Origin of the sequence: Legionella wadsworthii DSM 21896 = ATCC 33877 (assembly GCF_000701265.1) — a bacterium.
GTDB lineage: Bacteria > Pseudomonadota > Gammaproteobacteria > Legionellales > Legionellaceae > Legionella > Legionella wadsworthii.
This window is the reverse complement of sequence record NZ_KL370762.1, coordinates 1-21,663: the sequence shown is the minus strand read 5'-3', so window position 1 is coordinate 21,663 and position 21,663 is coordinate 1. Positions and strand designations below refer to the sequence as shown.

Genomic DNA, 21,663 nt, shown 5'->3' with positions numbered 1-21,663 from the left:
TTTTGTCGTTATATATTACAATCCCCTTGCATTCGGAGTAATGCACTAAAATAGTCTAATCGGTGGAGAAATATTAATGGCAAGAAAGCATTTTTTATGGTTTAGTACTCTTCTACTATGTTCTATCTTGGCTTTGCCCGGACATAGTACTAATGTAAATTCACTTCTTCCTGATGAACAAAATACAGTCCAAGTTTTTCATGATGCATCACCTAAAGTAGTTTATGTTCACAGGTTAGCTACTGTAACCAATAAATCCTATCAAAAAAAACAAGTGCCAGATGGAGCTGGGTCCGGTATTGTATGGAGTAACAATGGGTTCATCGTGACTAATTTCCATGTTATCAAGGGCGCCGAAAAATTAGCCATTACATTAGGGAAATTGACGGTCCCTGCAAAAGTAGTCGGAGCAGAGCCGCGTAAAGACATTGCTGTATTGAAAATTGAATCGCCACAGGCACTTGCATTACTAAAAGAATTTAAACCCTTTGAGATAGTACATCTTAATGATCTGATGGTAGGACAAAAGGCAATCGCAATAGGTAATCCGTTTGGACTCGATCACAGTTTGTCTAAAGGGGTTATTTCTGCTTTAGGCAGGAAAGTTCCAGGTATTGGTGGCGTCACCATACGTAATATGATTCAAACAGACACGCCCATTAATCCAGGGAATTCTGGAGGACCATTGTTGAACAGTGCGGGACAGCTCATTGGGATGAATACCATGATTTATTCCCATTCAGGTGCTTCTGCTGGTATTGGATTTGCTGTCCCTGCAGATGATATTGATCGTATCGTGACCCAAATTATTAAAAATGGACGAGTGGTATTATCAGGAATTGGAATCCAAAGTGTTCCTCCAAATGTGGCACGTCAGTTAGGGATACGTAAAGGAATACTTATTGCTGATGTGATTCGTAACACCCCTGCCTCACAAGCTCATTTACGAGGAACACATAGGGATCCCTGGGGTCGTATCGAATTAGGTGATATCATTGTAGCGTTAAATGGTCACTCCGTACCTAATTATGATGTTTTATATAATATGCTTACCGAAATAAAAGTAGGCGAGCAGATAACAGTTTCTATCCAGCGAGGTAGCAAGCAGTTAGACGTAAAAATGAAAACGATTGATATCGCTGGAGTTTAAGTCTTATTAAAAGACTTGATTCCTTTACGGCCTGGGTTATTGTAACTTCAGGCTGTAAATTAATTTAAAATCCTCAATTGAAACCTTTTCAAATGAGATTCCAGGAGAATAAGGATGTTACTGAATAAGGATGATTCATTGTTATTATTAGTGGATGTTCAAGAAAAATTAGCATCTGCTGTTTTAAACAGTGAAGATCTTATTACACGTTGTGAATGGCTTTTAAAGTTAGCAAAACAAATTAATGTCCCTATTTTAGTCAGCGAACAATATCCTCAAGGTCTGGGTCATACCATCAAACAATTACAACCTTATTTCAATCCCCAAGATTGTATTGATAAAGTATGCTTTTCCTGTATGGGAGAGCCTCAATATGTTGATCGTTTGCAACGGTTCAATAAGAAACAATTGATCCTCATCGGGATTGAAACCCATGTTTGTGTCTTACAAACTGCATTTGGAATGAAGGAAGCTGGATTTAATGTTTTTGTTGTTGCTGATGCAGTAAGTTGTCGTGGCGAACACAATATGAAATATGGTCTTAAACGCATGAAACAAGCAGGAATTCATTTAGTGACAGCAGAGATGGTATTTTTTGAGTGGTTGAGAAGGGCTGGGACTCCTGAATTTAAAAAATTAAGCAAGGAGTTTTTTAGTTAAGTATTTTTTATGAGATAGTCTGGTATTTTAATCTCGTTGAAAATCCGGTTACTCTCAGCGCATGTACATAATTCAGGGAGAATAATGATGAATTTTTCAAATCAAACCGCCTTAATTACCGGCGGAGCCTCGGGAATGGGTAAAGCTTGTGTTCCATTTTTACAAAATCGGGGGATGAAAGTTGTCGTTTGGGATAAACAATCAGACGCAGAAAGCGAAGCCGATTTATTTATCAGTTGTGATGTAACCAGTGGTGAAGCTGTTGAAAAGGCAATGCAACAGACGATAGAACAACTAGGTACCCCAAGAGTATGTATCAACTGTGCTGGAATTGCTCCAGCAAAACGCATTGTGGGTAAAGAAGGCGCCATGCCTTTAGATGCATTCAAACAAGTGATTGATATCAATCTAATTGGTACGTTTAATGTGATGCGAGTTGCAGCCCATGCAATGACTTCTCTAGAGCTGGAACCCACTTCTCAGGAACGGGGAGTTATCATTAATACTGCTTCTATTGCAGCATTTGAAGGACAAATCGGACAAGCTGCCTACAGTGCGTCCAAGGGGGGCGTAGTCGCAATGACTTTGCCTGCTGCACGAGAGTTAGCCCAGTTTGCCATTCGGGTCAATACGATAGCTCCTGGCCTTATCGCTACCCCGATGTTGATGAACATGCCGCAAGAGGTGCAGGATAATTTAATTGCGACCATGACTTTCCCCAAACGCTTTGGGAAGCCCGATGAATTTGCTTTTTTAGTGGCTCATCTTATTGAAAACGGGATGATGAATGGTGAAGTAATCCGGTTAGACGGCGCATTACGCATGAGATAATTCTTTCATACTATCCTGGTGTCGCAAAGCGAGACCAGGGTTTATGGATTTTAAAATGAATATCGAATGAAGGTTTTAGATTAAATTATTATTTCTTGTCCAATTTGAAGGCCAAACCACCATAGTTTTAAGCAGGTTCGACATGCAGCATTTTTGAAGCAATTTTGTCATTGTCTATTTGATAAGTTCCAAGCGCTATTTCCGATTTAAAATATAAAACTCGTGCTTCATTGATTTCAGATACTTCCTTTAAAGAATCTTTTAATGATTCAAATTGTTCTGAGATGTCGTTCAAACTGCTTAGCGATAGCGTGTCTTCTATTAAATGATTAATCATTTCTTTGTGTTTTGCTACATGTTTCTCTGTATCTAGAGTTTCTAAAGGAACTGCATCACTGATCTGGTTCGACATATTTCTTCCTCTATTACGTTAGACATCCATATATATCGGCATTCACTTCAAAATCTTTAACCAATTTCAGTATAAATTTAATTTGTTTTTCTTTAAAGGGTTGTGATGTTGCACCGAAACTTACTCGATAATTTATGGGGCTGTATTTTCTGTGCTTGCAAAAAATCCCAAACATTTTAGTATGCGATTTTTACTGAACAAGATTTCTAATTTTGAAACCAATTATTTCAGGAGCCCAGGACATGATAATTCGTTTGATTACTTACGCAATAATGTTGATATTTACCCTACCTGTTTGTGCAGAAAGTCACCACCCGCAAGAATTTTTGCAATCAATTAGTGGCTCAAAAAATGAAGGCGAACAAATATATAATCATTTTTGTGTCAACTGTCATGCAACCAAGCCATTAATTACAATAGGGGCGCCAAGAATCGGTGAGGAAGGGGATTGGAAAATACGCTTAAAACAGGGTATGCAAACACTTTTTGAACACACAAACGAGGGAATAAATGCAATGCCTCCAAGGGGTGGATGTTTTGAATGCACTGATGAACAACTCATGAGTGCCATTCAATTTATGCTACCAAAACAACCCAAAAAATAATCATTTAATGGGCTTTGAGGTCATAAAAAATACACAATGTTGAAAAAAATAATAAAAAAAGCTAAACCTATTTGTAAATCTCCCGATAATAAGGAAAAAAAGAGGGAGAAAAAAAGTGAAAACATATCTAGTGTTAGTTCCGGTGTGTGCTTTAGCAACATCCTGTGCTTCCATGGATAGGTCGGTCCCTATAGTAGACGATGCGGGGTACACACATTATACAATGAGCATGCAGGCTGACCATAAAGGTTCAAACTATTTTCCTAAAAAAAGACCAGCCACTGGGAAAAAAGTGATTGTATTTGATCCGAAAGCAACAGCATGGGCAGCTTATGATAAGGAAGGAAATAGAGTAAATACCGGTAGCGCTTCAGGGGGTAAAGATTTTTGCGAGGATGCAGGTAAACCATGTCGTACTGTAACCGGTAAATTTAGTATTTACTCTAAAAAAGGTGAGGACTGTACCTCCAGTATCTATCCTCTGGAAACTAATGGTGGTGCAAGAATGCCTTATTGCATGCATTTCCATGGGGGTTACTCCATTCATGCTGCATATGAAGTGCCTAACTACAATGCAAGTCATGGTTGCATCCGTGTTTTACCTAGTGCAGCAAAATGGCTTAACCAAGACTTTGCTGATATAGGTACTACGGTCGAGGTGAAATCTTATTAACCTTTAAACCGGTCCTTATTTTTTACTAAGAGCCCTGTGTGATGTAGGGCTTTTTTATTTTGTCATTAAATAGTATCTTTTTTTTAATTCCGTTCACCACAATGTATTATAAATTCTATGGACCCAATTCAAAAATTCATTTGAGCTATAGTTAATATAGAATGGTCCATAGAATTTTTAAAATGAGTACTGAGAAATTATCTAAAGAGACGCTTGTTAAAGAAAAGAAATGGAATGAGGAAGAATTTCTTAAAAGAGAGCAATTTGCTAAAGAGATGTCTGTAAAAATTCAGATAACTCCTAATTCCGAAGAAGAAAAAAATTTTATTCTACGATTACTTATTCTTAAAGTGCCATTACTTTCTGGTTTTTTACAAAGTTTAGGAAATACTGGTGGCGCAATGACTGCTTTAATCAAAAGTTTGGGTGATACGTCTCAAGCAGTCCAAGGAGCAAGCTCAGGTTTCCATTTTGCAAGCTTAGGTATTGCAGCCATTAATTTTATTCGAATTCCATTGATCTATTTCTTTTCCATGATTGCTGGTAAATGGCCTCCTTTCACCTTATCCAATAATGCAAAATGGGCATATTCCGCAGTTTTACTGGCTCTCGCTTTAACTGGAATTCTTGTTCCTGCTGCAGCACCTCCTATTGGTATCGCAGTTGCTGGCTTAAGCCTGGCGCTTAGCTTGTACTCTATAGGAAATATGATCTATAAACGGCAAAAGATTAAAAAATCAATAAACCAGGCGAAAGTAGATATAGAAGTTAATGAAGAAATATTGAAGGATATTCGGAAAAAGGCATCATTGTTGTACTCAGAACTAAAAGCGGCTGACACTGATGAGGAGCGAATTCGAATTTGCGAATTAATAGATGACTTGCAAATTGAGCATAAATCGACCACTGCTACATTACAGGTACTTTACAATAACAAAATAAAGGATGAAAAGACTCTTGAGGGCCTGGGCACTGCTGCATTTATGGATAGGGGGGTTGCCGCCGCCCTAACTTCTCTTGTCATTGTAGGTTTAGTCTTAAGTATCTTCTTCCCTCCAGTGGGCTTGGGCATTGCAGCGGGAAGTGCTGGGTTAGGCGCTCTTTATATCGTTGGTCGCGTTGGCGTTTCTTTAATCGCCCCCATAATTAAAGCCCAATGGGAAAAAAGAAAGTCCCAGAAGGAAAAAACCGAGGACAATCAGGAGTCTCCTGAACCTTCACCTGGTCTTGATGAATCATTAAGATCACAAAGTACCTTATCTGGAAGTGAAAATGAAAGGGACCTTGAAGAGGACTCCACTTTAAAAACAATGAAAGAGTTGTTTGGATTAAAAGCAACGCAACGATTAAAAGAACTTAAAGAAAATGCCATTGAAATGGACAAACTGGACAATCGCTTAACTCAGATTGTTACATCTCAAAACCATCGGGAAGTCTTACGGTTCTTTCAAAATATTTCTGTCATTGCCCACATGGAGGAATGTCCTTATGGTGACTTAAAGTGTTTGTTTGATAAATTTACAAGCATCAATGAAGCACTTCCTTTACTTGAGACAGCACTTGAAGAAGTTCAGAATGGTTCTTTGGACTTGTCGAAAAAGGAGAGAGAAACATTATACGCTTCGGAGGTGTTCAAGGGCATTATCATGAGAAGTGCACATCCCATGGATCTGAGTTTTTTGATTTCATCTCATCAAGGCACATTTTTGGAAGATAATCTAAAAGGTGAGGGATACAACAAATCTGATTTTTAAATCATGACTTCTTTTCTTTATAAAAATATTTTTTTTTGTATAAAACAATTAACTGATCTCTACCACTTGATAATCGGAGTGTCCCAATTTACTATCCTCTTTTTAAATTGATGCGAGACCATATGATTCTCTGTATTGATGTTGGGAACTCTCATATCTACGGGGGTGTTTTTGATGGGGAAGATATCAAGCTTCGTTTTCGCCATACCTCAAAGGTAAGTACCTCAGATGAATTAGGTATTTTCTTGAAAAGTGTTTTGCGGGAAAATAATTGTAATCCTGAAGCCATCAAGCAAATAGGAATTTGTTCTGTTGTACCTCAAATCGATTATTCCCTTCGTTCTGCATGTGTGAAATATTTTTCTATAGAACCTTTTTTATTACAAGCAGGAGTTAAAACAGGGCTAAATATTAAATATCGTAATCCCATAGAAGTAGGGGCAGATAGAATTGCAAATGCAATCGCAGCCACCCATATCTATCCCAATCAAAATATTATTGTCATTGATTTTGGTACAGCGACAACCTTCTGCGTTATCAATAATCAAAAGGTTTATATGGGAGGTGCTATTTTGCCCGGCGTCAGGCTCTCAGTGGATGCCCTATCTAAAAATACCGCGAAATTGCCTGCTGTAGAAATCATAAAAACTGAAAATTCAGTAGGCCGTTCAACCATAGAAAGCATTCAATCTGGTGTGTATTATGGTGCAATTGGTGCTTGCCGGGAGTTAATCCAGCGCTTGCAGCGCGAAGCTTTTGGACATGAAAATGCTTTGGTTTTAGCCACGGGTGGCTTTGCTTCTTTATTCGAAAAACAGGAAATATATCATCATTTAGTTCCTGATTTAGTTCTCCAAGGTATCAGGTTAGCGGCTTTAATGAATCATTGATTTGTGGAAACACAGGAGAAAAAGGTAGCGATAATATGTTTGATTTATAACCTAGGAGTTTAATATCGCTACAGTTTTATCATATCATGTTATCCTTAAATGGAGATTAACAAAAATAAAGAAGTTACCTCTCTTTTTTTATTAATCCATCAGAGAGACTACAAAGGTGTCGAAGTAATCCCTTCTTTCTTTATTTCACCTTCAGGAGGGACAACAACTTGAACTCCATAGATCATTCTGGAAACTGGACTCCAGAAGAAAGAAAGCGTTCTTGAAAACGCGCCACTTGTCTCTGCTGTAACTTTCTCTGCTGTTTTCAATATGTTATATCGACTTTCAAGGCCAAAATGTTCAATGGCATGTTCTTCTGCCAGTCTCATAAAGGAATTCTTTTCAGCAATGGGAGGAAGACTTTGTAGCGCTCTGCCTTTATAAAATCGTTCTGCAGCCATGGCAACTAACCCATTGGCTTGTTTCAATAAGTTCAGTTCATCAACCTCAATTTTTTTACTCGGAACGATACTGCGTAAAGCACCCAAGTCGTATATAAAGGTTTTTATTTGTTGGTATAGTTTAGAAAAATCTTCAAGAGCGTCGGTAAATTGTTCTTCATAGCTTTGTGTCAGTTGTTCTACACTGTATTTTTCAAGTTCTTTTCCAGGAAGATTTTTATAAATAAAAGCAATTTTAATTGAAATCGGGTGATTTGGTAATTTTTGATATTCTTCAGATTGCATAATATTCTCTAAAATCAAAGAGGGACTATTTTCTACATGATTTACTTGCATTAATAATGCACTGAAAAATTGTTTTAAGCGGGTATCTATAGATTCTTGAAAGTAGTTGAAGTCTTTTTCCAAACCTTGGGATTGAAGCACCAAGGTTTGATTGATGCTGGTATAACTCAAAAGAAGAAGTTCTTCTACAAATTGTTGAGTGGGCAAATTATCCGAGACGGATAATTCTTTAAACTTCGTCAGAATATCGATTACCGCCTGGTACAAATGTTCTTTTTCCTCTTGCTTCTCAAATGAATTCCAATCTTCGGTTAGATATTGCTGGCTTACTTGGCGAATGACAATGCCAAATGTTTCCAATACTGTTTTACGGGTTAATTCAGACTCTAGAATCGAGGGTTCTTTATTTGTGAGTTTTTTAATATGTTCTTCAAGAACAGAACTTGCTGTATTGATCATCTCAGCAATATTTTTTCTTTTTGTATGAAGGCCAAAAATTTTAAAAAAATGTGTCTGCATCAAAAATGCATGCTCTTCATTGACATAACCAGAATAGGGCGTAAAGATGTCATTAAATAATCCATAAATACGGCCTTTATGCATCATTCTTCTTTGTTTTGTAAGACCCATATAGGAATAATGGGTGGAATTATATGCATCATAAGCCACTTGATTTTTAGCAATTACAGAATAAAGCGCTCTTAAAATAGTGGGAAAATCAAGGTCGTTGATAGGGAAAAATTTGGAACCTATATCTAAGCCAGAATATTTTCTGCCTAATGCGGAATACTGATGAAAAACTTGAGTTCCATCATTAAATACTACATGTTGCCCCGTTAAAAAATACAATATTTTATAGATTATAATTTTTTGGACATGGGTTGTTTTAGATCCATCCGGTGAGACAATGATGCTCTGCTGGGAACCATCGTTTCCACTAGAGCCTGTCCCGTGATGTCCAGGCATGGAATAACTTACAAAATTCTGCTTTGCTTGAGAGACGACCTCGGGATAAATAGGCGTGAATCCCCAATCGGAATGTTCGTTCACATAATAAATCAATTCCGTATTTTTAATTATTTCGGGTAATATAAAAAATCGTTCGTCATACCAGGTTATGGGAAAACAATCTCCTGGAACAGGATCAATTCCAAAAAAATTAACATAGGTATTGGGTAAATATTTTTTTAAATCATAAAACCATTCTCCCTGTTTTTCTTTCGGTATTGAATTAATTTGGGATTTTAAAGATTCAATAATATCGGGAGTATTATTAGCAGGCGTACCTTTATATCTTTTTGTTTGCTGCTCCGCCAGTTGCTTTAATACTTCATCAAAAGAAGCGCACTCGGCAATCATTTTTTGAATCGCTTCTAGTTCGTGAGCGATTAAAATAGATTCCACAGCACCTCTACTGTGGGCAATGATATTAATTGGAACTTGTCCCCGAGCTATCGCTTTTAAGACAGCAGCTAAACCCTGGCCTATTTTTTCTCCGACATTAGATCCCTCTGTGGTAGGACCGTTCACTACCGTAATTTCATCGGCGACGTAGGGGTATGGATTTTTAGCATCGACTTTTATAGTTTGTGCAGGATTTTTTGTTTTAATTAAGGACGATACGATGCTTAAAGTTTCTCCTTTAGGATAATCTTTTACATAGGTTCCTTTATTATAAGGAGCGGATTTGGGTATTTGTTTTAATTGAGGGGTAAAAGCTGTAAGCGTTCCTAGCATTGTGAGTGTAAATGGTTGCTTTTCAAGCTTACTGTCCATAGTATTTGCCCCATATTGTGACACAATAGTTCATTATAGATTTAACTGAATATAAAAATAAACAAATACGCACAATTTTCACAAAAATAAAGATAACAACAACGAGATGTATCTGGAGTTTTTATTTCTTCCTCCTTCTTATCTAAATACAGAACTTAATAAGATCTTGTTTTCATTACTTAAACCCAGATTGCTCATAAAATGACTACAAAGATTTATATTAAGTCATTGCAATTTTTATCTATAAATAATTTAAACAAAAAGTGGGTTTTTATCTTGACGCATGGAGAAATGTGTTTCTATAGTGTATAAAAGTGGGTTAAAATAATAAAAAAGTGGAGAATTGTGGAGGAAAAAATCTTCCACATAAAAAGAAACCATGTTCCGCGGAATAAATGCAATCACAATTGATACCAAAGGACGCTTGGCAATTCCTATGCGTTATCGTTCTGCCCTGGGAGCAGAAGAAAAAGCGCCTTTAGTGGTAACAATTGACACAGAGGAGACCTGTTTGTTGCTTTATACCGCAGCTCAATGGCAGGTCATTGAAGACAATTTACAAAAATTACCCAGTTTTAATGCAGCTGCACGAAGAATACAGCGTTTACTTATAGGTCATGCGACCGATGTGGAAGTTGATGCCAACGGAAGGATATTACTACCCCCGGTATTAAGGAATTATGCGCAGCTGGAAAAAGAAGTGGTGATGATAGGTCAAGGTAATAAATTTGAAGTATGGAATAAGGATCTTTGGGAAACTCGACGGGAACAATGGCTGGCTGAAGAAAGTTCCGGTAATGGTGGGTTACCTGATGAAATGAAAACGTTTTCTTTGTAATGGAAACATAAAATGGCAACGCATCAATCAGTATTGCTTCTAGAATCGATCGAAGGTTTAGACATCAAAAGCGATGGTGTTTATTTTGATGGAACCTTTGGGCGTGGCGGCCATAGCAGAGAAATTTTACGCCATCTAAACGATAATGGTCGTCTTTACGCCATAGATAAAGATGTCGAAGCAATTGCTTATGCAACAACTCATTTTAGTGAAGACAAGCGTTTCCATATATTTCAAGGTTCCTTTGCACGAATTGAAGAATTTGCTATTGAAGCGGGCGTTTTAGGAAAAGTAGATGGTATTTTGCTGGATTTAGGGGTGTCTTCACCTCAACTGGATAATCCAGAACGAGGTTTCAGCTTTATCCAGCAGGGACCTCTAGATATGCGTATGGATTTATCTCAATCGATGAGTGCTGCTCAATTTGTAAATGAGTCTGAAGCAGATGAAATGGCATCTGTTTTTAGACTGTATGGAGAAGAGCGTTTTGCAGGGCGGATTGCAAAAGCCATTGTTGCCGCAAGAAGCATTGCCCCCATTACAACAACATTGCAACTGGCTGAAATAGTTAAGGAAGCAAATCCCAAATGGGAAAAACACAAACATCCAGCAACGCGAGTGTTCCAGGCAATACGTATTCATATCAATAAAGAGCTTACTGATTTAAAAAGTTGTCTGGAACAATGTCTTAATGTTTTAGGCCCTGGAGGTAGATTGGCCGTGATTAGTTTTCACTCCCTCGAAGATCGCATTGTGAAACAGTTTATGAGGGATAAAGAACAGGGTGAGAGGCCTCCTCCGGAGGTGCCGATACGCCATGAAGTATTAAAAACAAATTTTAGAAGGGTAGGTAAGGCGATTATGCCCAAAGATGTAGAAGTAAACGAGAATATTCGATCTCGAAGTGCTGTACTTAGAATAGGGGAGAAACTAGCATGAACGCTGCAGCGAGAATAATCAATCAAGGTACCATATTTAATGGTCAACTGGCAGATATGCACATGTCAAAGTCATTATACATGCTGATTATGTTATTAGTTGCTGTATTGGTGAGTGCTTTGGCCGTTATATACAGTACGAACTCCTATCGGGTTACATTGAATAAAGTGGAACAACAAGAACAGTTAACCCATTATTTACAGTTGCAATGGGGACAGTTACTATTAGAACAAGCAAGCTTGGCGACACCTGCTCGTGTCCAAGAGGTGGCAACTGATAAATTACAAATGCTTTTACCAAACCCTAAAAATACTTATTGGTTGCAAGCCCAGCAGTAGAAGTTTTTAATTGAAACGAGTACCATTGCCGTTTAGTTTTATTATCGTAGCCTAGGTGGAGTTAAGAGCGTAACCTGGGAGTTCTTATGCACTAAAAACCCGGGTTATGGCATTTGCCTCCACCCTGGCTACTGATGGATAATTATCCATGAAAAACTCAACTCATTTAAATCGATTAATTGCAGTTTCTATCTTTTTTTTATTACTTTTGCTCATTTTAATTTGGCGGATGGTAGATCTGACGGTACTTCATCGTCAATTTTTACAGGGACAAGGTAATGCCAGAAGTTTACGGGTTGTAGACATTCCTGCTCATCGAGGAATGATTATGGACAGGAATGGTACACCTTTGGCAATTAGTACGCCTGTAGAATCGGTCTGGGTCAATCCTAAAGAATTTTCGCCGGATAAAGAACAATTTATGTCCTTGGCTGAATATCTTAATTTAACTCCTCAACAACTAAGTAGGAAAATAGTTGATGCCGAAAAGAAAGAATTGGAATTTCTTTATTTACAAAGGCAATTACCTCCTCCTTTATCTAAAAGAATCAAGGCATTAAAAATACCCGGCGTTAATTTTCAAAAGGAATTCAAACGTTATTATCCCGATTCCGACAGTATTTCTCAATTAATTGGATTTACTAATGTCGATGATCAAGGTTTAGAAGGTATTGAGCTTGCTTATCAGGATTGGCTAAAGGGAGTTGTAGGAAAAAAAAGGGTAATTAAAGATCGGTTAGGAAGAATCATTGAGGAATTAGGAGTAATCAAACAACCTCGTCCGGGACGTGATATGACTTTAAGTATTGATCGACGATTGCAATATTTGGCTTATAGTGAACTAAATAAAACCGTTGAAGAATTTGCTGCAAAGTCGGGTTCAGTGGTGGTTGTAGATACTGAAAACGGTGAAATATTAGCCATGGCGAATGTTCCTTCATATAATCCTAATTCCCGGGGTCGTTATGATAAGGACTCCTATAGGAACAGGGCAGTTACTGACACCTTTGAACCAGGCTCAGTCATTAAGACATTCAGCATTGCGAGTGCTTTAGAGACAGGCTTATTTTCTCCTTCCACTATAATAGATACCAATCCAAGTTGGATGAGTGTCCATGGACATACAGTTCGTGATATTCATAATTATGGGGTTCTGGATGTAACTGGTGTATTGCAGCATTCGAGTAATGTGGGGGTTACAAAAATGGTTTTAGCCAGCCCACCAGAACAGCTCATTGGCGTACTTCAGCGTTGTGGATTTGGGCAACGCACAGAAAGCACTTATCCGGGCGAAAGTGAGGGAAGCATTGTGAATGTCAAAAATGCCAACCCTTTTGTTTTGGCTACTTTAAGTTTCGGATATGGCCTATCGGTTACAGCATTGCAATTGGCTAAGGCCAATATGGTTTTTGCCAATCAGGGTAAATTAATCCCGGTCACATTATTACATAATGATCCCCCCCCTCCGGGGGTTCAAGTTATAAAAACGGAGACCGCATCTCAGGTTTTATCGATGATGGAAGCTGTTTTGGGCAAAGATGGAACGGGTAAATCAGCTAGAGTTCCAGGATATCGGGTCGCAGGCAAAACAGGGACAGCACGTGTTGCGGGAAAGGAGGGTTATAAAGATAGAAAATATACTGCAAGTTTTATTGGGATCGCCCCAGTGTCAAAGCCCAAATTCGTTGTCGTTGTTATCATTCACGAACCTTCAAGAAAGGGTTACTATGCTGCAGCAGTGGCTGCTCCTTTATTTGCAAAGGTCATGTCGGGTGCCTTACGCTTGTTTAATATCCCTACTGATGAGCTGGTAGGATAAAATAGATCAAATGCAACAATTTTTTTAGGAACTAAGTGATGAAACTCACACAATTGTTAAATCCCTGGATGGATCAGATAAAATCAGATTGTACTGTCACCGGTTTAGAAAATGACAGTCGCCGCATTCAAAAAGGTGATTTGTTTGTTGCTTATCCAGGTGCTGCTACTGATGGGCGTTTATTCATAGATAAGGCTGTTTCAGCGGGAGCAGCAGCAGTAGTTTATGATCCAATATATTTTCCTGAGAATGTTGTCCTGCCTCAATCTGTTCCATGTGTTCCGGTTTCTGACTTAGCACTACACCTTGGCTCTATTGCAAAATATTTTTATGAGGATCCGGGACAGTATCTCAATATAACAGGAGTAACTGGCACCAATGGTAAAACAACGATTGCTTATCAATTGGCCCAAGCGCATCAATTGTTAGGCCAGGATGCTGCCTATATAGGGACTATTGGCCAAGGAAATGTACAAAAACTTCAGGTGTTGGAGAATACGACACCTGATTCTCTTTGCTTACAAAAACTATTGGCCCAATATAAAAACCAAGGAATAAAACAAATTTGCATGGAGGCATCTTCTCATGCGTTGGCACAACATCGAGTGGATGAAATTGAATTTAAGCAAGCTATATTCACCAACCTAACACTTGATCACTTGGATTATCACCGCAGTATGGAAAATTATGCTACCGCAAAAGCATTATTATTTGCCCGTGAATCACTACAATGGGCCATTCTTAATCTTGATGATGCATATCAAAAAAGAATGGCTGCTGCCGTAAAAGTTCATGTTAAAAAATTAACGTATGGGATCCGCCAGAATTGTGATGTACAAGCCAAAAATTGGACCATGGACATAAAAGGTACAGAAATTGAAGTGAAATCTCCTTGGGGACAGTATCTTTTAAAAATAAAAGCAATAGGTCAATTTAATATTTATAATAGTTTAGCCATATTTAGCAGTTTACTGGCTTCTGGTTATGTACCCGAAGATGTAATTAAGATAATGGAACAATTAAAAGCAGCGCCTGGACGTATGGAAATTGTGTCTCATGCTCCTTATGTGCTCGTTGACTATGCACATACTCCCGATGCTTTAGAAAATGTTTTATTGACATTAAACCAATTGAAAAAAGGTCGTTTATGGGTTGTATTTGGTTGTGGTGGTGATAGAGATAAAACTAAAAGACCAGTTATGGGGAAGGTTGCGAGCAAGTATGCTGATCAAATCATCATTACCAGTGATAATCCTCGAACTGAGGATCCGCAGACGATTATTAAAGAGATAGCTCATGGAGTTTCAAAGACCTCAAATGTGATTCAATTAATCAATCGTGAAGAAGCAATTGCTCATGCTTTAAATAAAGCCGATGAAAATGATGTGATTCTTATTGCAGGAAAAGGGCATGAAGGCTACCAACAAATTGGCACTGTGAAATATAATTTTTCAGATCAGGAAATAGTGAAAAAATTAATTCAGAAAGCAATTACCTAACTCTTATTTGAAAAAACAAAGCGAAATGCAGTATTTGAGTTCTTGTTTACTTTTCTCATTACGCTTTGTTTTTTCAGGACATCAGAAACTATTTTTTGGTGCTATTTTTATCGATGCAAATATTGTTTCAACTTAACAGGGGATATATCTTCGTAACCTTTGATGGCTACTGCAATGATATTAGGATCGCCGGTTTCATACATACAAACTAAATCGTCGCCTCGACCCGCTTCAGGTACCCCTGGGGCGGTCATATCCTCTAAGATTTCATTGGTGATCTCGATGGTTTCTTCTTCTGATTTTGCTTCTACAGGACCAATAGCAAAACCCCAGCTTGTAGCACTGTTATAATTATCAATGGAATATCCAATAAAATAATTATAAGCCAGCTGTGAAGCCTTTTGAATTCCTACCCTTTTTAGATCATGCAAATCAGGGCAAACTGATTCCTTTGCGAAAGCAGAACCAGTAAGGGCCAAAGCGATGGTAATGGTAGTTAATTTTCCTTTTAAAGACATGAGTAACTCCTATCGAATTTTATTCCAAACTAAATACCAGGCAATATTCTTATATGGCCTGGGTTTCATGCTTTGTAGATTTATTTATGTGCGTTTAGTAAGTGTTGTTTTAACTTCATAGGACTAATTGCATAATCCCGAACAGCAATAGAATAAATATAAGGGTTACCGGTATCATACAAACAAACCAGGGTGTCATTTTCCAACTCTAAGGGAAATCCAGGAGTAGCCATATGATTCAAAACTTCAGTTGAAACATCCATGGCATCATCTTCAGAATCCGCTTTGACTGGTCCAATAGCAAAGCCCCAGGTTGCAGAGTCAATTTGACTGATGGAAAAACCAATGAAATAATTCGCACCAATTTGCTGAACGCCTGCTATTCCTCTTGCTTGAAGAGCGCTCAGGTCAGGACACTCGTCATTTGCAAAGGCTGAGCCTGCAAGGATTAATGCCGCTGCGAAAGTAGAACATTTTACTCCTAAAGACATACACATACTCCTTTATTTTTTATAAAAATCGGCAAAAGAGTACCATTTGATTTTCTATTTTACAATGCACAAATTTTAATTTGATAGTATGGATAATGGAAAAAATATAGATAATTAATTGGTGATGCCGAGCATGAATTTAGTCTTGTCAGGTAAATTTGAATGGGTAGCATATTGTAAAAAATCATGCCTGTTGCGGTGATTTTTACGTAGTTCCAAGAATGCGTTTTTCTTTTGAGTCGCTTGTTTTAAACAAAGCGTCTCATCCAAAGGATTATAAATTTTAAGAACAGATTCAATCCAGGCTTCATCATGTTCAAAGTGGATAACCTGATTTATTTTAGGTTTAAAAAATTGTGGCAAACTCAATCCAGTCAACTGGTGTAGCATTGTACTCACCATAGCAACAGCGGTATATTTTGCTTCGATACTATGGCCTGCAATGTGAGGTGTACACAGTATTGCTTTATCAATAATGTGTGCGTCTATATCGGGTTCATTAAGGTAGACATCCGTGCAATATATAAAGGGCTTGGGTGATTGGAGAAGATCCTTTTCGTTTACAATTCCTCCTCGTGCTGCGTTGATAAGGACACACCCTGGTTTTAAACGGTTCAGAAAATTTTTATCAATTAAATTCATGCTGGGATAAGGGGGCTGATCATGTAATTCAGCATGAACACAAAGCAAATCTGCTTGGTATAACTCCTCTAGGGAGCAACTTCGAAAATGATTTGTATCCTTTTTTTCTTTGAGCGGATCAAATTTGAAAATATCAAAACCAACCGCATGTAAACGATATGCAACGTGGCTCCCCACATGTCCTAGTCCTATAATCCCAATTTTATTTCCCTGATATAGTTGTGCTTGAGTGAGATAGGCGACACAGGAAACGACATAATCTGCAACAGCTCGCGCATTAGCGCCTTTTGCATCGATGATTTGAATGTTTTGCGACTTTAACCAGCGATGATCCAAGTGATCTGTACCGCTGCTTGCAGTAGCTACATAACGCAAGCAATGATTTTTTAGTAAAGATTTGTTTACTTTTAAATTAGCGCGGCAAAAAAGAATGTCTTGACCAGGAAGTAGATCTGTAATTTCCTCGGGATTATTATATTTGGTGAGATGAAAAGGCAGCGGAAAAGCTTTCTCTAAACCGGGAAGAGAAGCATCAGCGAGAATATTCATATTTTAAAAATAGCACTTAAGGTAATGAGTCCCAAATTAATTAATGGGGTTAATATCATGCCTAAAACACCGGTGACAATTAAAAGAATTAATATAAAAAATCCATAAGGTTCGATTTTTTCATAAGCAAGGGCTTGTTTCGGAGGTAAAAGGCTACTTACCACCCGGCTGCCATCGAGGGGAGGGATAGGTAATAAATTTAATACTGCTAAAATTAAATTGATAAATACTCCTGCTTGAGCAGTGGCGTATAGAAACAAAACAGGCATCGAAGAAGTGGGGTTAAGAATTAATGCAATTTTATCGCAACCCGCCCATAAAAAAGCCATAAATAGATTTGATAACGGCCCGGCAAGAGTGACTAAAATCATATCACGGCGAGGATGCTTGAATTGTTTCCAATTGATAGGGACAGGCTTGGCATAACCAATGACAAAATTAAATTGGGTGAGTACCCCAATAAGCAAGGGAATGAGTACTGTACCTATAGGATCAACATGACGAAGAGGGTTTAAACTAAGCCGACCAAACATTTTCGCTGTGGTATCGCCACAACGATATGCTACAAAAGCATGAGCGGCTTCATGAAGCGTAATTGCCAGTAAAATGGGTATGGCCCAAATACATATTTTCTGAATTAAAGTAAATTCTATCATTAAAAAAACGGACCAGTAATCGATGTAGTTTGATATTATCTAATAGTTAATTTAAATAACAAGTAAAAAGAAGCTGAAGTATTTCTTTCTATCATGAATGATTTCATTTTAGCTTTATTTTAGACATTGTCCAATTCCAATTTATATTCTTGACTAAATTAAATTCAGAAAGTTGTTTACTTGATCTATGCATGCTAATATGCCGCCGAATATTAACCTGGTCAAGGAGACAAAAATGCCAAAATTAGAAAAATTAAGTCCTGAGCTTAAAGAAGCATTAGGTACTATGAGCAATCTAGTATCTCGTTATGAAACTTTAAGAGAAAAAACCGAATCACTAAGAGATGATGCTGAAGCAATTCAATATGTCGATGATGTGATTAAAAGATATAGTTTACTTAAAAAAACATCGCCTGCAATGTCTGCGGCACAAGCAAAAAAAGAAGCATTTTTACCGCAATTAAGAAAACATGCTGGTGAGTTGTGTTCGTATTCCTTTTCAAAACCAGGGGATTTGGCAAACCGTCTTAAAGAACTCGACTTCACACCCAGTGAGATTAGTGAGGCCTCTAAAGGATTAGAACAAGCCGGTGGAGATGATGAATTATGTTGTTGTCTTGTCGGATCATCGCTTGCTCTGGATACGATATTATCTTGCTTAAATAATGGTTCCCACCATCATGGTCATCCTCATGCACATATGTCTTATGGTCACGGTCACGGCCATAGTCATTGGTAATTAGTTTAAGGTGCGGCATGTTAGTATTGAAAGATTGTGCTATTGATCCAGGCGATATTCTGTTTGTGGTTTCCAATAGTAGAAAATTTTTCGTACGTTTAAAACAGGCCGCACAAGCATTTACCACTCCTGGTAATCAACATGGCCATATGGAAGTAGTCACTGTCTTTGTTTGCACAGATAAAACCGAACACGGTATCATTTGTCATAATTATGAGCGCCAGCTCTTAGTATCTACAGATAAATACATACAAAGCCTTAATGAAAAAAGTATTGAAGAATTAACAGAATTGCTTTTAAATTATTGCAGTAAAAGAGTGACCATCCATCAAATAAAACAAGCGTTATCTCATGGTCCCCATTGGATAAAAGATTTGCTTGCCGATTTTCCAGAAAGTGATAATGCAGACAAGCTTATCCAACACATTCTTTTGACAACTCAAGAAAATAAAGAGCGGTTAATGCAATTGATCGTTCTTTTTTGGCGAGCTTCAGGACAAGCCGAAATACTTCCTTTTGTGAACTCAAGCTTATTGGTATTCAAACATTCAGATTCGAAACAAAGAGAGGAGTTCCTTAGGGCTTACCGCGAACAAGTTAAAGTGACTCAACGGGTCCATGAACAGGGAAAAAACCGGACAAGTTACTGGGAAGTAATCAAGTCTTTATTTCAGTGGTCAAATAAACAAGGTAAAAAAGACAAAAAAAGTTCCCCTCCATCTGTGGAAACATTTTGTTCGAGCAACGTGATGCAAGTTTTAAATCAAGTCAATCCAAATCTTGTAAATCGAGGCAGTAATGTCATTCCTAAGGCTTTGGAAGCTGGACTTAGAGAGGCTACAAAAAGTAAAAATAAAGCAGAAGTTCCCGTAAATGAGGATCAACTCGATGATCTGGAAGCCTTAATTGCCGCAGAGGAACAATCATTACCGCCTTTTAAACTGCAAATCTTACCTGCAACAGGTAAAGAGTTGATACGCACTTTACTGGCAGAAATAGATATTGAAATTAATCGAATTGAAAATAAACAATGGATCAACCAAAAAGATAGAGAAAAAGCAAATGATTTGAAACGACTCCTGTTGCCTTTTCGGCATTCCAAATACCAAAGTTATCCAGTTGAATTACAAGTAGACATAGCTTTAGAACTGATTGCGAAGATAGTGCCCGTCTTACAAAGAAAAACCGGTTTTTGGGGCGCCTGGATTCCTTCAACCTCTTATGCCAATCTAAGGGCATTTGCTCGGACACAAGGTATTTTCGATGGAGATATTCGAGAAGCAGTGGAAAAATTAAAAGATAAATCTTTAGTGAAAACAGAAAATCCTGACGAGGTAGTCATTGAAGAATCCGGGATAGTACCTACTGGACAAATTTATATATTTTCAGATTGGTCGTTCTATAATTGGTCTTCCACCAAACGGGAACAAATGCTTCAGTATATGCTTGAATTAATGCATGCAGGACATTCCTTATATACCTGGCAGAATGGACAATTGGTCCTAATGAGTAGAAATTCTTTAATCAAAGCAATCCATGGCGAAGATTTTGACGACCTGTTGGCATCGAAATTGAAGCCTGCAAATCGTGCCATGTTATTGCAACAAGCCACAGACCAACAACTAAACGCCACTCAGTTTCATTTCCTTGACTATAAAGGATGTCGCGATCGAGTCGAGGATCACTCCTTCGAAAAAAATTTATTGGAGGTAGCTCCGATATTCTCCACCAACCTGGATGAGGTTTCTTTAAGTCAAACGATGGATTCCATTATTGAAATGGAACTTTCAAATCCTATATATAATGAAAGAGAGCGTCTCGAATTAGAGCAACTAAGAAAGTCCATAGAAATGCGACAAGAAATCCAACAGACAACCTATCAAAGTGGTATCGATACGAAAGCATTTGTTTCTCAAAGTCCATATCGAAAACCCGTATTCAAACCTCTTGGTTCCCTGTCATTTACACCCTCTACTAAATATTACCGTAATGAAGTATATCCTGAGCTTGCGATCACCGATAGACCCGCTTCCCCCTTTGAATACTTCGAATTAAGAGGGATGAATGCTACTAAAAATCTTACTGATTGTGAGTATGTATTTCACCCTGAGGGATTCACAAAAGAGCTGTTTAAAAAAAGAAAAAACGAAACCGATCTCGTTCTTTTAAAAGGAGATAAAAAATTAACTTTGTCAAAAAATTGGCAAGCACTGCCCTCAGTACATCCTGGAGAAAGTTTACTGGACATCGCGATAAAAGGGTTAAAAAAGGAAGATTTTGAAATAAAATATTCTAAAGAAAATCATTTGTATTTTATTCGTTTATGCAATCCTACAGCAGAACCTCAAGAATTCTTTACCAATTTATTATTGCGAATGCCGAAACAATATAGGGCTCATCCTATTTTTAATACTTTGTCACCAAATCCTAAACACCAGGAGATACACGGCTTATTAACCCGGTACCTCAAGTTCGGCAAAGACCATGGTGAACTACGGAATTCTATCGGAGTGAAAGTGCATAACGGCATAGAATACCTAGAGGAAGCCAGAAGATTAGGTGTTGCAAGTTGCCGTTTAAGAGCGATTGCTTTTAAAGAAGAAATGCAACGCTTGTATCCTGAAGTTCCTGTTTGTATTTCAGGTAATCCAGACCATTGTTTTATTGAAATGGAGCTGGATGGCCAATGGGGAAAGTATTGTCTCGGAGGGTATAGAGATACACCAGGTTTGATAGATTCTATTAAAGAAAATCATCTTACCTGTGGGGAATCCGATTCGAAAAGACCGCGATTTTTCGGTGAGAAAGAACAATCAAAACCTAACGCGCCTGTGGATCAAAAACTACTCTCTAATATTTTTGCGTAATTTCGAATAGAATTTTGGCGACAAATAATAGTGCATGCAAATTATTCAAGATTTCGTTTAAATTCAATTCAATCAGAACGCTTTAATTCAGCATTTATCTATCAACAATTTTCAAGTTTATAACACATGAAAGTCCTTACTCCCGCTCAATTTCATGCGAACAAGTGCGGCAAGTTGGCAGGGATTTGCCAATGGGCATTGTAAGCAGGAGTGCTTTCATCTTACCCAGCTGGATACCGCGAACAAGTCGCGGCACGTTGGCAGGGATTTGCCAATGGAC

The 21,663-nt window shown here is 37.9% G+C and carries 20 protein-coding genes; 14 read left to right on the top strand and 6 right to left on the bottom strand.

The features are described 5' to 3' along the window. The first annotated feature begins 76 nt into the window (after nt 1-76). The 3 genes from BU07_RS0116200 (at nt 77) to BU07_RS0116190 (ending at nt 2,641) form a co-directional block, all read left to right on the top strand. Nucleotides 77-1,150, top strand: a complete 1,074-nt coding sequence (locus BU07_RS0116200; RefSeq protein ID WP_031567896.1) for a S1C family serine protease — start codon at nt 77-79, stop codon at nt 1,148-1,150. Nucleotides 1,151-1,264: 114 nt separating this feature from the next. Then, nucleotides 1,265-1,810 carry a hydrolase gene (locus tag BU07_RS0116195; protein WP_031567895.1) on the top strand — a complete coding sequence of 182 codons (546 nt, stop codon included), beginning with the start codon at nt 1,265-1,267 and terminating at the stop codon, nt 1,808-1,810. 87 nt (nt 1,811-1,897) lie between these two features. Then, nucleotides 1,898-2,641 carry an SDR family NAD(P)-dependent oxidoreductase gene (locus BU07_RS0116190; protein WP_031567893.1) on the top strand — a complete coding sequence of 248 codons (744 nt, stop codon included), beginning with the start codon at nt 1,898-1,900 and terminating at the stop codon, nt 2,639-2,641. Between the two features lie 127 nt (nt 2,642-2,768). Here BU07_RS0116190 and flgM read toward each other — a convergent pair whose 3' ends face one another. Continuing rightward, the gene (gene flgM, locus BU07_RS0116185; protein WP_031567891.1) at nt 2,769-3,053 is read right to left on the bottom strand and encodes a flagellar biosynthesis anti-sigma factor FlgM; all 285 of its coding nucleotides are present in this window, start codon (nt 3,051-3,053) and stop codon (nt 2,769-2,771) included. Between the two features lie 242 nt (nt 3,054-3,295). Between flgM and BU07_RS0116180 the strand changes: the two genes are divergently transcribed. The 4 genes from BU07_RS0116180 (at nt 3,296) to BU07_RS0116160 (ending at nt 6,975) form a co-directional block, all read left to right on the top strand. After that, nucleotides 3,296-3,658 carry a c-type cytochrome gene (locus BU07_RS0116180; protein WP_031567890.1) on the top strand — a complete coding sequence of 121 codons (363 nt, stop codon included), beginning with the start codon at nt 3,296-3,298 and terminating at the stop codon, nt 3,656-3,658. Nucleotides 3,659-3,830: 172 nt separating this feature from the next. After that, complete coding sequence (locus BU07_RS0116170) at nt 3,831-4,331, top strand: L,D-transpeptidase (RefSeq protein ID WP_423202589.1); 501 nt, start codon at nt 3,831-3,833, stop codon at nt 4,329-4,331. Nucleotides 4,332-4,513: 182 nt separating this feature from the next. Next, on the top strand, nt 4,514-6,085 hold the full coding sequence (locus BU07_RS0116165; RefSeq protein WP_031567887.1) for a hypothetical protein: 1,572 nt from the start codon (nt 4,514-4,516) through the stop codon (nt 6,083-6,085). Between the two features lie 122 nt (nt 6,086-6,207). Further along, nucleotides 6,208-6,975 carry a type III pantothenate kinase gene (locus BU07_RS0116160; protein ID WP_031567886.1) on the top strand — a complete coding sequence of 256 codons (768 nt, stop codon included), beginning with the start codon at nt 6,208-6,210 and terminating at the stop codon, nt 6,973-6,975. A 158-nt stretch (nt 6,976-7,133) separates the two neighbouring features. Here the strand turns inward: BU07_RS0116160 and BU07_RS17520 are convergent, their stop codons facing one another. Continuing rightward, on the bottom strand, nt 7,134-9,488 hold the full coding sequence (locus tag BU07_RS17520; protein WP_031567885.1) for a hypothetical protein: 2,355 nt from the start codon (nt 9,486-9,488) through the stop codon (nt 7,134-7,136). A 379-nt stretch (nt 9,489-9,867) separates the two neighbouring features. Between BU07_RS17520 and mraZ the strand changes: the two genes are divergently transcribed. From mraZ to BU07_RS0116130, 5 genes are all read left to right on the top strand, one after another. Continuing rightward, the gene (mraZ, locus tag BU07_RS0116150) at nt 9,868-10,326 is read left to right on the top strand and encodes a division/cell wall cluster transcriptional repressor MraZ (RefSeq protein WP_031567884.1); all 459 of its coding nucleotides are present in this window, start codon (nt 9,868-9,870) and stop codon (nt 10,324-10,326) included. A gap of 12 nt (nt 10,327-10,338) precedes the next feature. After that, on the top strand, nt 10,339-11,265 hold the full coding sequence (gene rsmH, locus BU07_RS0116145; protein ID WP_031567883.1) for a 16S rRNA (cytosine(1402)-N(4))-methyltransferase RsmH: 927 nt from the start codon (nt 10,339-10,341) through the stop codon (nt 11,263-11,265). Next, a complete protein-coding gene (ftsL, locus tag BU07_RS0116140; protein ID WP_031567881.1) occupies nt 11,262-11,603 on the top strand; it encodes a cell division protein FtsL in 342 nt (113 codons plus the stop codon). Before rsmH ends, ftsL begins: the two co-directional genes overlap by 4 nt. 148 nt (nt 11,604-11,751) lie before the next feature. After that, a complete protein-coding gene (locus BU07_RS0116135) occupies nt 11,752-13,422 on the top strand; it encodes a peptidoglycan D,D-transpeptidase FtsI family protein (RefSeq protein WP_031567880.1) in 1,671 nt (556 codons plus the stop codon). 38 nt (nt 13,423-13,460) lie between these two features. After that, the gene (locus BU07_RS0116130; RefSeq protein ID WP_031567879.1) at nt 13,461-14,921 is read left to right on the top strand and encodes a UDP-N-acetylmuramoyl-L-alanyl-D-glutamate--2,6-diaminopimelate ligase; all 1,461 of its coding nucleotides are present in this window, start codon (nt 13,461-13,463) and stop codon (nt 14,919-14,921) included. 107 nt (nt 14,922-15,028) lie between these two features. Here the strand turns inward: BU07_RS0116130 and BU07_RS0116125 are convergent, their stop codons facing one another. The 4 genes from BU07_RS0116125 to BU07_RS0116110 all read right to left on the bottom strand — a co-directional run bounded on the left by BU07_RS0116125 (nt 15,029) and on the right by BU07_RS0116110 (nt 17,777). Beyond that, the gene (locus tag BU07_RS0116125) at nt 15,029-15,439 is read right to left on the bottom strand and encodes a DUF4949 domain-containing protein (RefSeq protein WP_031567878.1); all 411 of its coding nucleotides are present in this window, start codon (nt 15,437-15,439) and stop codon (nt 15,029-15,031) included. Nucleotides 15,440-15,519: 80 nt separating this feature from the next. Continuing rightward, nucleotides 15,520-15,930: a DUF4949 domain-containing protein gene (locus BU07_RS0116120; protein WP_031567877.1), complete on the bottom strand. Its 411-nt coding sequence runs from the start codon at nt 15,928-15,930 to the stop codon at nt 15,520-15,522. A gap of 114 nt (nt 15,931-16,044) precedes the next feature. Then, nucleotides 16,045-17,121 (bottom strand): NAD(P)-dependent oxidoreductase, encoded by a 1,077-nt coding sequence (locus BU07_RS0116115; RefSeq protein ID WP_031567876.1) that lies wholly within the window; start codon nt 17,119-17,121, stop codon nt 16,045-16,047. Beyond that, the gene (locus BU07_RS0116110; protein WP_031567875.1) at nt 17,118-17,777 is read right to left on the bottom strand and encodes a site-2 protease family protein; all 660 of its coding nucleotides are present in this window, start codon (nt 17,775-17,777) and stop codon (nt 17,118-17,120) included. The genes BU07_RS0116115 and BU07_RS0116110 overlap by 4 nt, the downstream gene beginning before the upstream one ends. A gap of 235 nt (nt 17,778-18,012) precedes the next feature. Here BU07_RS0116110 and BU07_RS0116105 point away from each other — a divergent pair, with 235 nt between their 5' ends. Continuing rightward, nucleotides 18,013-18,516: a hypothetical protein gene (locus BU07_RS0116105; protein ID WP_031567873.1), complete on the top strand. Its 504-nt coding sequence runs from the start codon at nt 18,013-18,015 to the stop codon at nt 18,514-18,516. 17 nt (nt 18,517-18,533) lie between these two features. Then, nucleotides 18,534-21,383, top strand: coding sequence for a hypothetical protein (locus BU07_RS0116100; protein WP_031567871.1), 2,850 nt, complete (start codon nt 18,534-18,536; stop codon nt 21,381-21,383). Nucleotides 21,384-21,663 lie beyond the last annotated feature (280 nt).

Excerpts from the sequence above, each read along its gene's own strand:
- BU07_RS0116105 (WP_031567873.1), top strand. The coding sequence starts at position 18,013 with ATGCCAAAATTAGAAAAATTAAGTCCTGAGCTTAAAGAAGCATTAGGT.
- mraZ (WP_031567884.1), top strand. The coding sequence starts at position 9,868 with ATGTTCCGCGGAATAAATGCAATCACAATTGATACCAAAGGACGCTTG.
- BU07_RS0116120 (WP_031567877.1), bottom strand. The coding sequence starts at position 15,930 with ATGTCTTTAGGAGTAAAATGTTCTACTTTCGCAGCGGCATTAATCCTT.
- BU07_RS0116200 (WP_031567896.1), top strand. The coding sequence starts at position 77 with ATGGCAAGAAAGCATTTTTTATGGTTTAGTACTCTTCTACTATGTTCT.
- BU07_RS0116170 (WP_423202589.1), top strand. The coding sequence starts at position 3,831 with ATGGATAGGTCGGTCCCTATAGTAGACGATGCGGGGTACACACATTAT.
- BU07_RS0116100 (WP_031567871.1), top strand. The coding sequence starts at position 18,534 with ATGTTAGTATTGAAAGATTGTGCTATTGATCCAGGCGATATTCTGTTT.
- BU07_RS0116125 (WP_031567878.1), bottom strand. The coding sequence starts at position 15,439 with ATGTCTTTAAAAGGAAAATTAACTACCATTACCATCGCTTTGGCCCTT.
- ftsL (WP_031567881.1), top strand. The coding sequence starts at position 11,262 with ATGAACGCTGCAGCGAGAATAATCAATCAAGGTACCATATTTAATGGT.
- BU07_RS0116130 (WP_031567879.1), top strand. The coding sequence starts at position 13,461 with ATGAAACTCACACAATTGTTAAATCCCTGGATGGATCAGATAAAATCA.
- BU07_RS0116160 (WP_031567886.1), top strand. The coding sequence starts at position 6,208 with ATGATTCTCTGTATTGATGTTGGGAACTCTCATATCTACGGGGGTGTT.
- BU07_RS0116190 (WP_031567893.1), top strand. The coding sequence starts at position 1,898 with ATGAATTTTTCAAATCAAACCGCCTTAATTACCGGCGGAGCCTCGGGA.
- BU07_RS17520 (WP_031567885.1), bottom strand. The coding sequence starts at position 9,488 with ATGGACAGTAAGCTTGAAAAGCAACCATTTACACTCACAATGCTAGGA.
- BU07_RS0116110 (WP_031567875.1), bottom strand. The coding sequence starts at position 17,777 with ATGATAGAATTTACTTTAATTCAGAAAATATGTATTTGGGCCATACCC.
- BU07_RS0116115 (WP_031567876.1), bottom strand. The coding sequence starts at position 17,121 with ATGAATATTCTCGCTGATGCTTCTCTTCCCGGTTTAGAGAAAGCTTTT.
- BU07_RS0116180 (WP_031567890.1), top strand. The coding sequence starts at position 3,296 with ATGATAATTCGTTTGATTACTTACGCAATAATGTTGATATTTACCCTA.
- BU07_RS0116195 (WP_031567895.1), top strand. The coding sequence starts at position 1,265 with ATGTTACTGAATAAGGATGATTCATTGTTATTATTAGTGGATGTTCAA.
- flgM (WP_031567891.1), bottom strand. The coding sequence starts at position 3,053 with ATGTCGAACCAGATCAGTGATGCAGTTCCTTTAGAAACTCTAGATACA.
- BU07_RS0116165 (WP_031567887.1), top strand. The coding sequence starts at position 4,514 with ATGAGTACTGAGAAATTATCTAAAGAGACGCTTGTTAAAGAAAAGAAA.
- BU07_RS0116135 (WP_031567880.1), top strand. The coding sequence starts at position 11,752 with ATGAAAAACTCAACTCATTTAAATCGATTAATTGCAGTTTCTATCTTT.
- rsmH (WP_031567883.1), top strand. The coding sequence starts at position 10,339 with ATGGCAACGCATCAATCAGTATTGCTTCTAGAATCGATCGAAGGTTTA.